General features: G+C 60.6%; 16 protein-coding genes. 2 read left to right on the top strand and 14 right to left on the bottom strand.

The features are described from left to right. Positions 1 to 27: 27 nt before the first annotated feature. From AC1D05_RS09775 to AC1D05_RS09745, 7 genes are all read right to left on the bottom strand, one after another. Entirely contained in the window at positions 28 to 1,443 is a 1,416-nt protein-coding gene (locus AC1D05_RS09775) for a pyridoxal phosphate-dependent decarboxylase family protein (RefSeq protein WP_477440396.1), read from the bottom strand. Positions 1,444 to 1,556: 113 nt separating this feature from the next. Next, complete coding sequence (locus AC1D05_RS09770) at positions 1,557 to 2,288, bottom strand: proteasome-type protease (protein ID WP_172228726.1); 732 nt, start codon at positions 2,286 to 2,288, stop codon at positions 1,557 to 1,559. Positions 2,289 to 2,319: 31 nt separating this feature from the next. Continuing rightward, a complete protein-coding gene (locus tag AC1D05_RS09765) occupies positions 2,320 to 3,114 on the bottom strand; it encodes a transglutaminase family protein (protein WP_477440394.1) in 795 nt (264 codons plus the stop codon). Between the two features lie 64 nt (positions 3,115 to 3,178). Continuing rightward, positions 3,179 to 4,120 carry an alpha-E domain-containing protein gene (locus tag AC1D05_RS09760; protein ID WP_477440392.1) on the bottom strand — a complete coding sequence of 314 codons (942 nt, stop codon included), beginning with the start codon at positions 4,118 to 4,120 and terminating at the stop codon, positions 3,179 to 3,181. Positions 4,121 to 4,141: 21 nt separating this feature from the next. Further along, positions 4,142 to 5,554 (bottom strand): circularly permuted type 2 ATP-grasp protein, encoded by a 1,413-nt coding sequence (locus AC1D05_RS09755; RefSeq protein ID WP_475450674.1) that lies wholly within the window; start codon positions 5,552 to 5,554, stop codon positions 4,142 to 4,144. 170 nt (positions 5,555 to 5,724) lie between these two features. Beyond that, complete coding sequence (locus tag AC1D05_RS09750; RefSeq protein ID WP_010909609.1) at positions 5,725 to 5,961, bottom strand: Lrp/AsnC family transcriptional regulator; 237 nt, start codon at positions 5,959 to 5,961, stop codon at positions 5,725 to 5,727. Positions 5,962 to 6,042: 81 nt separating this feature from the next. Beyond that, on the bottom strand, positions 6,043 to 6,666 hold the full coding sequence (locus tag AC1D05_RS09745; RefSeq protein ID WP_477440390.1) for a thioredoxin domain-containing protein: 624 nt from the start codon (positions 6,664 to 6,666) through the stop codon (positions 6,043 to 6,045). A gap of 194 nt (positions 6,667 to 6,860) precedes the next feature. Between AC1D05_RS09745 and AC1D05_RS09740 the strand changes: the two genes are divergently transcribed. Both AC1D05_RS09740 and AC1D05_RS09735 read left to right on the top strand, forming a co-directional pair. Continuing rightward, positions 6,861 to 7,274, top strand: a complete 414-nt coding sequence (locus AC1D05_RS09740) for a DUF4864 domain-containing protein (RefSeq protein ID WP_477440388.1) — start codon at positions 6,861 to 6,863, stop codon at positions 7,272 to 7,274. Between the two features lie 368 nt (positions 7,275 to 7,642). Further along, positions 7,643 to 8,410 carry a hypothetical protein gene (locus AC1D05_RS09735; RefSeq protein WP_477440386.1) on the top strand — a complete coding sequence of 256 codons (768 nt, stop codon included), beginning with the start codon at positions 7,643 to 7,645 and terminating at the stop codon, positions 8,408 to 8,410. Here AC1D05_RS09735 and tgt read toward each other — a convergent pair. The 7 genes from tgt to coaD are packed head-to-tail and all read right to left on the bottom strand — an operon-like array spanning position 8,407 to position 13,009. Further along, the gene (gene tgt, locus AC1D05_RS09730; protein ID WP_477440384.1) at positions 8,407 to 9,546 is read right to left on the bottom strand and encodes a tRNA guanosine(34) transglycosylase Tgt; all 1,140 of its coding nucleotides are present in this window, start codon (positions 9,544 to 9,546) and stop codon (positions 8,407 to 8,409) included. The two genes, AC1D05_RS09735 and tgt, sit on opposite strands and share 4 nt — an antisense overlap. Beyond that, the gene (locus AC1D05_RS09725) at positions 9,539 to 9,808 is read right to left on the bottom strand and encodes a hypothetical protein (protein ID WP_477440382.1); all 270 of its coding nucleotides are present in this window, start codon (positions 9,806 to 9,808) and stop codon (positions 9,539 to 9,541) included. The genes tgt and AC1D05_RS09725 overlap by 8 nt, the downstream gene beginning before the upstream one ends. Further along, complete coding sequence (gene queA / locus AC1D05_RS09720; RefSeq protein ID WP_477440380.1) at positions 9,798 to 10,886, bottom strand: tRNA preQ1(34) S-adenosylmethionine ribosyltransferase-isomerase QueA; 1,089 nt, start codon at positions 10,884 to 10,886, stop codon at positions 9,798 to 9,800. The genes AC1D05_RS09725 and queA overlap by 11 nt, the downstream gene beginning before the upstream one ends. Beyond that, positions 10,886 to 11,335, bottom strand: a complete 450-nt coding sequence (locus AC1D05_RS09715) for a DMT family transporter (RefSeq protein ID WP_477220400.1) — start codon at positions 11,333 to 11,335, stop codon at positions 10,886 to 10,888. Before AC1D05_RS09715 ends, queA begins: the two co-directional genes overlap by 1 nt. Positions 11,336 to 11,347: 12 nt before the next feature. Further along, entirely contained in the window at positions 11,348 to 11,860 is a 513-nt protein-coding gene (locus AC1D05_RS09710; RefSeq protein ID WP_023696509.1) for a peptidylprolyl isomerase, read from the bottom strand. A 43-nt stretch (positions 11,861 to 11,903) separates the two neighbouring features. Continuing rightward, positions 11,904 to 12,491, bottom strand: coding sequence for a peptidylprolyl isomerase (locus AC1D05_RS09705; protein WP_477440379.1), 588 nt, complete (start codon positions 12,489 to 12,491; stop codon positions 11,904 to 11,906). A gap of 17 nt (positions 12,492 to 12,508) precedes the next feature. After that, positions 12,509 to 13,009, bottom strand: coding sequence for a pantetheine-phosphate adenylyltransferase (gene coaD / locus AC1D05_RS09700; protein WP_477440377.1), 501 nt, complete (start codon positions 13,007 to 13,009; stop codon positions 12,509 to 12,511). Between the last annotated feature and the right edge of the window lie 35 nt (positions 13,010 to 13,044).

Below are 13,044 nucleotides of genomic sequence, written 5' to 3'. Positions count from 1 at the left end.
CCCTCTGCGTATTCACATGCTTTGTTGTCAGGCGACAAGTGACCTTGCGCATTCGCAAATCACCTCGAACGCTGCATCGACATCTTGCGCCTTAGCTTCAAACTGGCCGACCTGGAAGCGGATCGCCACCTGCCCGTCGACCCTCGTCTGCGTCAGGTAGATGCGGCCATCGTCGTTGATCGCATTGACCAGTCGCAGATTGTGCGCGTCGGCATCAGCGCTTGAGGCCGCCTTGTGCCGGAACGAAAACAGCGACAGCATCGGCTCGCTGACGATCTCGAAATCAGGCTCTTTTGCCAGCCGCATGGCAAGGCTCTCGCTCCACGCGACATGATTGCGGATCATCGCCCGCAGGTTTTCCAGCCCGTGGGCGCGGAGCAGGAACCACAGTTTCAGGGCTCGGAAGCGCCGACCGAGCGGCACCGACCATTCGGAATAGTTGATGATGCCGTCATGACCATGCGTCTTCAGATAGTCCGGCTTGATCGCCAGCGTCCGGACATGGCTTTCTGGGTCGCGCAGGAACTGGATCGAGCAATCGAACTGCGCGCCGAGCCATTTGTGCGGATTGAAGACGATCGAATCGGCGCCTTCGACTCCGGTCCAGAAATGCCGGTACTCCGGGCAGATCATCGCCGACCCGGCCCAAGCGGCATCGACATGAAGGTAGAGCCCATGCCGCTTGGCGACCGCCGCGACCGCTGCAATATCGTCCGTGCCGCCGGTGCTGGTGCCACCGACGCAAGCGATGATGCCCGCCGGCAGCAGCCCGGCTTGCCGGTCGGACACGATGGCTGCTTCCAGGGCAGCGGTGTCCATGGCGCGAAAGCGGCCGCTGACGGGAATGCGCACCAGATTGTCCTCGCCGATGCCCGAGACCCAGATCGCCCGGTCGATCGACGTGTGCACCTGATCCGAGGAATAGATGCGCAGCCGCCCCTGCCCAGCCAGTCCCTTTTTGTTGCCTTGCCAGTCCAGCGCCCGCTCGCGCATGGTCAGCACAGCATTGAGTGTCGCCGACGACGCCGAATCCTGGATGACGCCGGAGAACCCTTCGGGCAGGCCGAGCGCCTGGCGCATCCAGTCGACGGTGCGTGTTTCGAGTTCCGTCGCTGCCGGCGAGGTCTGCCACAGCATGCATTGCGCGGCCATTGCCGAGACGAGGTACTCGGCCAACACCGAGACCGGCGCCGCGTTGGCCGGGAAATAGGCAAAGAAGCGCGGATGCTGCCAGTGCGTCATGCCCGGCACGATCTTCTCCTCGAAGTCGGCGAAGATCTTGTCCATCGGTTCGGCGTCTTCGGGTGGCGACGCTTCTATGCTCCTGAAAATGTCGCCGGGCTCGACCAGTGGCCGTACCGGCCGTTCGCGCAACGTCTCGCGATAGTCGGCGCCCCAGTCGGCGGCGCGCTGCGACCATTGTCGGAACTCATCATTGTTCATCCTGTCCTCCCGACATGACCTTTCGCCGCCAGTCGTTGCCGCTGGCTCTTCAGGGTCAGATATTAATTAACACGTGAAATATTTGCAACTGCAACCGGGCGGCGAGCCGCGGACTACCCCGGAAAATCCGGCAGGCTGGCAAAGGCCGTCTTCAACGCATTCGACCAGCCATCTGAAATCGTGCGGTAATACTGGTCGTCCTGACCGATCCGCTTCTTCAGGCCAACCTTGAAAGCATCCTTCTCCAGGAACAGCAGGTCGAGCGGCAGGCCGACCGACAGGTTCGACTTCAGCGTCGAATCAAACGACACCAGCAACAACTTCACCGTTTCAGCCAGGCTCATGGTCCGCTCATAGGCGCGGATGATGATCGGCTTGCCGTATTTGGTCTCGCCGATCTGGAAGAACGGCGTGTCGTCGGTCGATTCGATGAAATTGCCCTCGGGATAGATCATGAACAGCCGCGGCGGACTGCCCTTGATCTGCCCGCCCAGGATGAAGGAGGCGTTGAAATAGGAATCGGCCTTCTCACCGGCGGGCGAAGAGTGCGCGATCACTTCCTTGACCGTATCGCCGACCAGCCGCACCGTTTGATACATGGATGGCGTTTCGAGCAATGTCGCGCGGCGATCCGCCACCGCCTTGGTGCGCTCTTCGAGCAAGCTGACCACGGCCTGCGTCGTCGCCAGATTGCCCGCCGACATCAAGACGATGACGCGCTCGCCGGGTTCCTCCCAGACATGCATCTTCTTGAAGGTCGAGATCGAATCCATGCCGGCATTGGTGCGCGTGTCCGACATGAACACGAGCCCCCTATCGATCTTGAGGCCGACGCAATAGGTCATGGAATCTCTTCTGGCGGCAATCCTTGCCGGATTACTGCTCTACCGTGACGGTGACCGCAAGCTGTTCTTCCGCCTGTCCCAGTCGAATTCCCGACACCGGCGTGGCATCGCGGTAGTCCCGGCCAGTTGCCACCTTCACATAGCGCTCGTCAGGCGAAATGCCGTTTGCCGCATCGAAGGCAACCCAGCCCAGCCCATAAACATGCGCTTCGGCCCAGGCATGGCTTGCCGCCTGCTCCACGGTCGCATCCAGCATCAGATAGCCGCTGACGTAACGGGCTGGAAAGCCCATGCAGCGCGCCGCGGCGGCAAAGATGTGGGTGTGATCCTGGCAGACACCGGTTTTCAGCGCCAAGGCCTCCTCGGCCGGTGTCGCCGCATTGGTGGTGCCGGGCGTGTAGATGACACGCTCGCCGATCACAGCCATCAGCCTGTGAAGCCGTTCGATATCGGTTCCTTTGCCGACCGAGGCGGCGAGTTCGCGAATCCCATCGCCGATCGTCGTTAGCGGCGTTTCATGGCTGTATAGCCAGAGCGGCGTAAAGCCCTGGTGCGGGCCGGAGACGCCTGCGGTGTCGCGCGTCACCACCTCGCCTGCTGCCTCGACCGTGATGAAGTCGCGCTCGCCCTCGACGCTCAACAGCCGCGTATCGTTGCCGAAATGGTCGACAAATCGAACCTCTTCGCGTGCACCTTCGATCGTCAGCGCCCAGGATAGAACGGTTTGCGTCGATCCACTGACAGGAAGCAATCGCAGCCGCTGCAGCAGATATTGCACCGGCGCGTCATATCGGTATTCGGTCCGGTGGGTGATCTTGAGCCGCATGTCTATTTTCCGTTTGTGAGCATGATCTCGCCCGAAAACCGGAGCCCACTTTTCGGGATCATGCTCAATTGAACCGGTAATCTTGCGCGATCTCGTCGCCGAGCTTGGTGTTGTCGCGAATGAAGTTGGCCAGGAATTCGTGCAGCCCGGCGTCGAATATGTCCTTGATCGACCCTGCCCTCAGCATCGCCTGCGTCTTTTCCGCCGTTGCGTGGCAGGCATGACGTTCACCGTAGTCGTCGCTGAGGAATTTCAGATGCTCGGACAGGAAGCGATAGCAGAAGGTCAGCGAACGCGGCATGCGCACATTGAGGATCAGATAATCGGCGATGTTGGTCGGCTTGTAGTCGGCATCATAGACCCAGCGATAGGAGCGGTGCGCCGACACCGAGCGCAGGATCGATTCCCACTGATAGTTGTCGAGTGTCGAGCCGACCCAGGAGATGGACGGCAACAGCACGTAATATTTCACATCGAGGATGCGCGCCGTATTGTCGGCGCGCTCGACATAGGTGCCGAGCTGCGAAAAGTCGAAGATCTCGTTGCGCAGCATGGTGCCGTAGAACGAGCCGCGGATCAGTGCCGTCTCGCGCTTGATCGCATCGAGGACGCTTGGCAGGTCACGCTCGTCGATCGGCCTGGCCAGCATCCGCTTCAGCGACATCCAGGCTTCGTTGATGCTTTCCCAGGTCTCGCGCGTCAGCGCGGTGCGCACCATGCGGGCATTGTTGCGGGCGGTCTCGATCGACGACATCGTGCTCGACGGGTTCGAGGTGTCGCGCAAAAGGAAATCGGCGACATCAGCCGCCGTATAGTCCGAATACTTCTGCTTGAAAGCGACGTCGGCGCCGGCGCTGAGCAGCACCGAATTCCACTCTTCAGACGCGCTCTGGGTGCGGGTCAGCGCCATACGCAATCCCGCATCGACCAAACGCGCCATGTTTTCAGCCCGCTCAATGTAGCGGTTCATCCAGTACAGTCCGTTGGCGGTCCGGCCTAAAAGCATCCAAAAACCTTCACATGAAAATCAATCATCCAGCACCCAGGTGTCCTTGGTGCCGCCGCCTTGCGAGGAATTGACGACTAGCGAGCCTTCCTTCAGCGCCACGCGCGTCAGGCCGCCAGGCACGATCTGGATGCGGTCGGAAACCAGCACGTAGGGCCTGAGATCGACGTGGCGTGGCGCCAGTCCCTTGTCTGTCAGGATCGGACAGGTCGACAGCGCCAATGTCGGTTGGGCGATGTAGTTGGAAGGCTTTGCCGCCAGCTTCTTTGCGAAATCCTGGCACTCCTTCTTGGTCGCGGCCGGTCCGACCAGCATGCCGTAGCCGCCGGAGCCATGCACTTCCTTGATCACCAGTTCATGGATGTGCTCGAGCACGTATTTCAGGCTGTCCGGCTCCGAACAGCGCCAGGTCGGGATGTTGCCGAGGATCGCCTTGCGGCCAGTGTAGAATTCGACGATCTCGGGCATATAGGAATAGATCGCCTTGTCATCGGCGATGCCGGTGCCCGGCGCATTGGCGATAGTGATGTTGCCGGCCCGGTAGACATCCATGATGCCGGGTATGCCAAGGGCCGAATCCGGCCTGAAGGTCAGTGGGTCGAGGAAGGAATCATCCACGCGGCGGTAAAGCACGTCGATCTGCTTGTAGCCTTCGGTCGTGCGCATCGCGACATGGCCGTCGACGACCCGCAGATCCTGGCCCTCGACCAATTGCACGCCCATCTGGTCGGCGAGGAAGGCGTGTTCGAAATAGGCGGAGTTGAAACTGCCGGGCGTCAGCACCGCGATGGTCGGCGCGCCCTTGGTGCTCTGCGGCCGCACCGCAGCAAGCGACTGGCGCAGCAGTTGCGGGTAGTTTTCGACCGGCCGCACCTTGATCTTCTGGAACAGCTCGGGGAACAGCTGCATCATCGTCTCGCGGTTCTCCAGCATGTAGGAGACACCGGACGGCGTGCGTGCATTGTCTTCCAGCACGTAGAACTCGTCTTCACTGATGCGCACGATATCGACGCCGATGATGTGGGTATAGACGCCGGCCGGCGGCCTCACGCCGATCATCTCCGGCAAAAAGGCCTCGTTCTTGGCGATCAATTCCCTGGGAACGCGACCGGCGCGCAGGATTTCCTGACGATGGTAGATATCGTCGAGAAAGGCGTTGAGTGCCTGCACGCGCTGCTCGATGCCTTGCGTCAGGCGCCGCCATTCATTGCCTGAAATGATGCGTGGAACGATGTCGAACGGGATCAGCCGTTCGGACGCCTCCTGCTCGCCATAAACGGCGAAGGTGATGCCGGTCTTGCGGAAGACGCGTTCGGCGTCCTGCATCTTCTCGGTAAGCCTGGCTGGATCCTGCTCCTTCAGCCAGCGATCATAAGCCGAATATGGTCTTCTCAATCCGGAGACTTCCGGAAGCATTTCATCAAACGCTGCCAATCGCATACTCCCCTGTGACGCCATTTCACTGGCGTCGCCGGAGAAAATCAAGCGCAATCGGCGATTTGGGAGATCCGGACGATCAGTATGTTGCGCCTGCCTAAAATTGAGGCAGCCGAAATATGACCTTGATCAGGCTTTGCCTCGTGCCCGGGCAGATGCATTTCTGGCTAGAAGGCGCGGAAGGTGACGACCGTGAAGGTGTCCTTGATGCCGGGGAGAATCTGCACCTTCTCGTTGACGAAATGGCCGACATCTTCCTCGTCATCGACATAGAATTTGGCGAGCAAATCGTAATTGCCGGCGGTGGAGTAGATTTCCGAGGCAATCTCGGCGTCGGCAAGCGCGCTGGCAACCTCATAGGATTTGCCGAGCTCGCATTTGATCTGCACGAAAAACGCCTTCATGGCTTCGTCCCGCTAAACGTCCAAGTCCAAGCGGCCCTTCTGGCAGACTGGACGCGGCCTTTCAAGCACTGGAATCCGCGCTTAGCCGGCGCGGGCCCTGGCCACGGCCTCGCGCAGCTCCGCAACCGGCATGCCGCGCTTGAACAGCCTGCCGCCGATCACCAGCGCCGGGGTGCCCTGCAGCCTGAAGGCCGTTGCCTGGGCATCGTTGCGCGACAGAAGCGCGTCGATCTCCAACTGACGGGCAGCGAGACCGGTACGCGCGCCGGCGACATCGACACCGATCGCGTCGAGAATGTCGTCGGTGCGATGCGCGGAAAGCCCAATTTCGTTGCCCATCAGCGCATCGACGGCGGCGGAGTAATATGGGCCGGCCGACAATGCCATCCGCGCCGCGTCGCGCGAGACGTCACCGAAGATCGGCCAGTCCTTCATCACCAGCCGGATGCCGTGATCCTCGGCCATCAGCTTCTTCAATTCGACAAAGACGAGCTTGCACACCGGGCACTGGTAGTCGACGAATTCGGCAATGGTCACATCCCCCTGCGGATTGCCAAGTGCCGGTATCGCCGGATCGAAGGCCACTTCCGTGACCGTCGGCGCGATCCCTGCCCAGGCCGGCAGCGGTGCCAGAGCCGCAAGGCTGGCGGCACCTCCGAGCAAAAGGCGCCGGCTGACAGGCTGCGCGAACATCATTCGTCCCATGGGTTGCTCGCTCTCTCCCCCAGGGGTTCACGATGAGCGCCCCGCCTTAAAGGAAGCTTAAGCATAGGCATCCGCCTCGGCGAGACGAATATTCTCGGCCGCTGAAACCGTGGAGCGCCGTCACGCGTATGTTAGAATGTGTCCTGGAACAGCTTTTTCCGGAGGCATCTTTCGAGGGACAGTGGAGACAGGCCATGCGCCGCGCCTTTTTCGCATTCGCGTTCGTCATGCTGGCATCCTCGGCGTTTGCCGGCGATGCCGAGGTCAAGGCCGGCCAGGCTGTCATCGACGGTCAGTTGAAGGCCCTCATCGCCGATGACGGCGCCAAGGCCTACAGCTTCGCCGCCCCGAACGTGAAACAGGTCTTCCCGACCGTCGATGCCTTCATGAATATGGTGACCAATGGCTACCCGCCGGTGCGCAAGCCGCAGTCCTATGCCTTCGGCAAGGTCGAGCAGACCGGCCCGGGTTCGATTGTCCAGCAGGTGCTGATCGTCGGCCCCGACGGCAAGGATTATGAGGCGGTCTATACGCTGCAGCAGCAGCCCGACGGCACGTTCCAGATCACCGGCTGCAGCCTGCGGGCGTCGAACTCGCTCAGCACCTGAGGCTCCATTCAACGCGTATTGATGTTCAGAACGTCTTGAAGGTCATCAAGATTCAGATGGTGTGGGTAGCATGTCGCGGAGCCGTAACCACATCGACGGCATACGACCCATTGCCTTGTCGGATCGCAGAATACTCACTTGAACCATGATCACAAAATATGGATGTGCTATGGTGGTGATGTTCTCGGCAACGACGTTATTGTGTGAATTGCATGAGGGGGTTTGATTTCGCCGTCACTCAGGCAACGATTTTTTCCGCTGTTTGGCTTACAGCGCTCTTGATGCTCGTGTTCTGGATGATGAACTTTCGTTCATTCGTTAGCCGTAAAAATGTAAGGCCTAGTTATTCACTGGAAATGAGAGACGCTATGCCTGAAAGCGAAGAGGTTGCATCGATTCCTTTCAAAACTCGCGAGACCTTTCCGGGTCGAATTTTAGGGATCAAGGAATGGACCCCAGAGGAGATCAACCTCATCATCACATCCTACAAGGAACGTTGTCCTGACGAGTGGCAGGCCTATGTTGATGCCGAGAGCAATAATGGGTTCATTTCGAGCGCGTTGAACGATCGCATTTGTTTATTCATTGAGAAATTGTTTCCCGGTCTCCATCGAAAACACTACCGCGCTGCCGCAATTGATTTTCGATTTGCGAATGAGCGGTATTTTCACTTTTCGATGTGGCAGCCCGAAAATCGACTCTTGCGTAGGGAAATGCTGTCGGCACACATAAAGAAACATCGGCAAGTTGTTAACGGAAATGTCGAATGGAATGAAGAGCAAGCCGTTATCTTGCTCGAGCATATACAGAACAATGACCCTGATCTTTGGGCATACTATTGCGATGCATACAACGAAATCGGCTTCGTCGGCCCCGGAATTATCGGCCGAATTAAGGCGCATATTGCGGCTCTGTTTCCTCTTCCGGAGGATTGCAGCAATAACGGCATAATGCGCGGGCTATTGGATGAGGCCAATCGCCGGTATCGCTTTGAAATGCTCAAGCCGGAAAACGCCAAGATATTAGATCGGCTTGAGACTGAGTGGTTCAACGAGCGGCGGGGATGGACGACTTTTGAAGATTGGCACCAGCAGGTAAAATTGCGCACCAAAAACAGCTCAGACAAACGCGATTAAGACCGCACCGCGGCCGGAATATCGCCTCTCGCCCAGCCTTCGGAAATCTCCGCCGCGCGGGTTTCGAAGATTTGGGCTTCGATCGCGGCGCGGATATCCTGCATAAGCTTTTGATAATACGAAAGATTGTTCCAGGTCAGCAGCATGGCGCCCAGCGCCTCCTGCGAGCGCACCAGGTGATGCAGATAGGCGCGCGAATAATCCCGCGCCGCCGGGCAATCGCTTTCCTCGTCGAGCGGGCGCGGATCGTCGGCGTGGCGGGCGTTGCGCAGATTGACCTTGCCGCGCCTTGTGTAGGCAAGACCGTGCCGCCCGGCCCGCGTCGGCATCACGCAATCGAACATGTCGATGCCGCGCGCCACCGATTTCAGGATATCGTCGGGCGTGCCGACGCCCATGAGATAGCGCGGCTTGTCGGCAGGCAGTTCCGGACAGGTGATCTCGAGCATTTCCAGCATCACCGCTTGCGGTTCGCCGACGGCCAGCCCACCGACCGCATAGCCCTTCAACTCCATCGCGCTCAGCGCCTGCGCCGAGCGCACCCGCAGAGCCGCATTGTCGCCGCCCTGCACGATGCCGAACATCGCCTTGCCCGGCTGGTCGCCAAACGCCGTCTTGCAACGCTCGGCCCAGCGCAGCGACAGCTCCATGGCGCGCTCGATCTCCTTCAGCTCGGCCGGCAGCGCCGTGCATTCGTCGAGCTGCATCTGAATGTCGGAATCGAGCAGGCCCTGGATCTCGATCGAGCGCTCCGGCGACATCTCGTAGGCGGCGCCGTCGATATGCGATCGGAAGGTGACGCCCTTTTCGGTCAGTTTCCTGAGCTTCGACAACGACATTACCTGAAACCCGCCACTGTCGGTCAGGATCGGATGCGGCCAGCGGGCGAATTCATGCAGGCCGCCGAGCCGCGCCACGCGCTCGGCGCCGGGCCGCAGCATCAGGTGGTAGGTGTTGCCCAGGATGATGTCGGCGCCGACACCACGCACCTGGTCCATATACATCGTCTTGACGGTGCCGCCGGTGCCGACCGGCATGAAGGCCGGCGTACGGATTTCGCCGCGCGGCATGTCGATCACACCGCGCCGCGCCTTGCCGTCGGTGGCGAGGACCTTGAAGCTGAACGGCTTAGCCATTGAATTCCTTGTCGTGGATCGGCGCGTCAGGCGCCTGTCTGTCGAGCGACTGGCGGTATTGCACGCAGCCGCGCATGAATTTGGGCCATGGCGGCACGGCGATCGATGGCTCGGTCTTCTCCGGCAGCAGATCCCACAAATCGGGATGATGCCAGCACAGATCATGGCCTGATGTGTCGCGGTGTGCGCGAATGCCGGCGCGCAATTTTTTCACCTCGGCGATCAGGTCTTTCCGATCAAGTGTTTGCAGATCATCGTCCATCGCTCATCTCCGCTCGAAAAAGCAGGCTTGCGTCTCCATAGGAGTAAAACCTGTAGCGGTTGTCGATGGCATGCGCATAGGCCGCACGCATCGTGTCGAGCCCGCTGAAGGCCGAAACCAGCATGAACAGGGTCGAGCGCGGCAGGTGGAAATTGGTCATCAGCATGTCGGCGGTGCGAAAGCGGTAGCCGGGCGTAATGAAGATGTCGGTCGGGCCTGACCATGCAGGCACTGTACCGTCCTCTCGCGCGGCACTCTCCAGCAGGCGCAATGATGTCGTGCCGACTGCAATGATGCGCCCGCCCCTCGCCTTGGCCGCGTTCAGCGCCTTGGCTGTTTCCTCGCTGACCGAACCGATCTCGGCATGCATCTTGTGGTCGGCGGTGTCGTCCGCCTTGACCGGCAGGAACGTGCCGGCGCCGACATGCAAGGTCACGAAGTGGCGTTCGACACCCTTGGCGTCGAGAGCCGCAAACAGCTCGGGCGTGAAATGCAGGCCTGCGGTGGGCGCGGCAACGGCGCCTTCCTCCCTTGCATAGATGGTCTGGTAATCGGCCCGGTCGCGCTCGTCATCGTCGCGCTTCGAGGCGATGTAAGGCGGCAGCGGAATGTGGCCGACCGCGTGCAGCGCCTCATCGAGGAAAGGCCCCGACAGGTCGAAGCCAAGCAGCGCCTCGCCGCCCTCGCCCTTCTCGATCACCGTGGCGTCGAGATGGCCAAGGAAGCAGGAATTGCCGTCATGGCCGAAATGGATACGGTCGCCGGCGGCGATGCGCTTGCCCGGCCGCATGAAGGCCAGCCAACGGTCCGGCGCCACCCGCATATGCAGCGTCGCTTCGATCTGCGCCTGTGCTTCGCCGCGCCGCCGGATGCCTTTGAGCTGCGCCGGAATGACCTTGGTGTCGTTGAAGACCAGCACGTCGCCGGCCTTCAGCAGGGACGGCAGGTCGCCAACCCTGCGGTCGTCGAGCGCCTCGCTGGGTTTGACCACGAGCATCTTGGCGCTGTCGCGCGGCTCCGCCGGGCGAAGCGCGATACGCTCCTCCGGCAGGTCGAAGTCAAAGAGATCGACGCGCATCAGTAGAGCCGGACGAGCAGCGCTCCGGCCAAGAGCAGCACCGCACCGGCAACGCGCCCGAGCGAGATTTCGCGCACCGCGACGCCGAGGAAGCCGATACGGTCGATGAGCATACCGGCCAACAGCTGGCCGGCCACCAGGAACGCCATCAGGGCGGCGGCGCCGATGCGCGGCGTCAGGATTGTGGAGAGCGTGACATAGAAGCCGCCGAGCATGCCGCCGGCGACGAACAGCCAGGGCGCCGGCGCCTTCCAGTCGAGCGTGATGCCTTGCAGCTTCACCACCGCAACGGAAATGATGCCGAGCACGACAGCGCCCGACAGGAACGAAAACGCAGCCGCCGCGACCGGGAGACCCAGGCCGCGCGCCAGCTGCGAATTGATCGGTGCCTGAATGGCAATGAAGGCGCCGGACAGGATGCCGAGAAGCGACCAGACGACGCCCATCATTGTCGTTTCGCCCTACTTGACGTCAGCAGCGACCTTCAGCGACACGATCTTGTCGGGATCGACCACGGGCTCGCCGCGCTTGATCTTGTCGACATTGTCCATGCCTTCGATGACCTGGCCCCAGACCGTGTACTGGCGGTTGAGGAAGGCGGCATCATCGAAGCAGATGAAGAACTGTGAATTGGCCGAGTTCGGGTTCTGCGAACGGGCCATCGAGCAGGTGCCGCGGCCGTGGTTGGCGTTGGAGAACTCGGCCTTCAGGTCCGGCTTTTCCGAGCCGCCCATGCCCGCGCGGGAAGGCGCAAACGTCGGCTTGCTCGAATTGCCGAACTTGACGTCGCCGGTCTGCGCCATGAAGCCTTCGATGACGCGGTGGAAGACCACGCCGTCATAGGCGCCTTCCCTGGCCAGTTCCTTGATGCGGGCGACATGGCCGGGGGCCAAATCGGGGAACAGTTCGATGACGACCTTACCTTTGGTCGTTTCCAAGATGAGCGCGTTCTCGCGGTCCTTGATCTCAGCCATGTCAGTTATCCTTTTTTTCAAAAAACAGAATTATTTGACAATTTTACTTGTCTGCGGCGATGCGCACTTTGATCATCCGGTCGGGGTCGGAGACCGTACCGTTGTCGGCCTCGTCACCCTTCTTGATCTTGTCAACAAGCTCCATGCCGCTGACGACATTGCCGACGATGGTGTACTGGCCATCGAGCGGCGGTGCCGGTGCGAACATGATGAAGAACTGCGAATTGGCGGAGTTCGGATCCTGCGAGCGGGCCATGCCGACCACGCCGCGCTTGTAGTGCTCGGTCTGCGAGAATTCAGCCGGCAGGTCGGGCAGGTCGGAACCGCCGGTGCCGACTGCCTGGGCGTTGAAACCCTTCTTCATGTTGCCGAACTTGACGTCGCCGGTCTGCGCCATGAAGCCATCGATGACGCGGTGGAAAGCGACATTGTCATAGGCATGGTCACGCACCAGCTTCTTGATCTGCGCGACATGCTTGGGCGCCAGATCGGGCCGCAGCGCGATGGTGACGTCGCCGTCCTTTAGCGTAATGATCATGGTGTTTTCCGGGTCTGCGGCATAGGCAGAGACGGACGCGGTCAAAAGACCGGCGAGCACGACAAAAAACGAGGCGAGCCTTTTGAGCTGCATGAGGATTTTCTCCGGGCTTATTTCGCGAATTTGGCGGTGAGCGCGCCGGCAACAGCGGCCGGCACGAAGGGGCGGATGTCGCCTCCCATCGAAGCTATCTGGCGCACAAGTGTGGCGGTAATGGTGCGGACCGAAGGGCTGGCGGGCAGAAATACCGTCTGCAACTCAGGCGCCATGGTCTCGTTCATGCCGGCCATCTGCATTTCGTAATCGAGATCGGTGCCGTCACGCAGGCCACGGATCATGATCGAGGCGCCCTGCTTCCTGGCGGCTTCAATCACAAGCCCATCGAAGGCAACGACCTTGATGCGGGCGCCATCGCGGCCGAATTCGGCTTTCGTGGCGGTTTCGATCAACTGCACCCGCTCCTCGAAGGAAAACAGCGGCTTCTTGCCCGGATGAATGCCGATTGCGGCATAAACGATGTCGGCAACCGCAAGCGACGCCTTCAGCACATCGAGATGGCCGTTGGTCAGCGGGTCGAAGGAGCCGGCATAAAGGGCGGTGCGTTCAGTCATGGCAGGTGCTTCTAGCGAGCCTCTCTCGCAAAGGC

It is taken from the genome of Mesorhizobium sp. P2_E9, from assembly GCF_056403815.1.
Note: the sequence above shows the minus strand (reverse complement) of the source record. Positions and strands in the feature narration are given on the sequence as shown.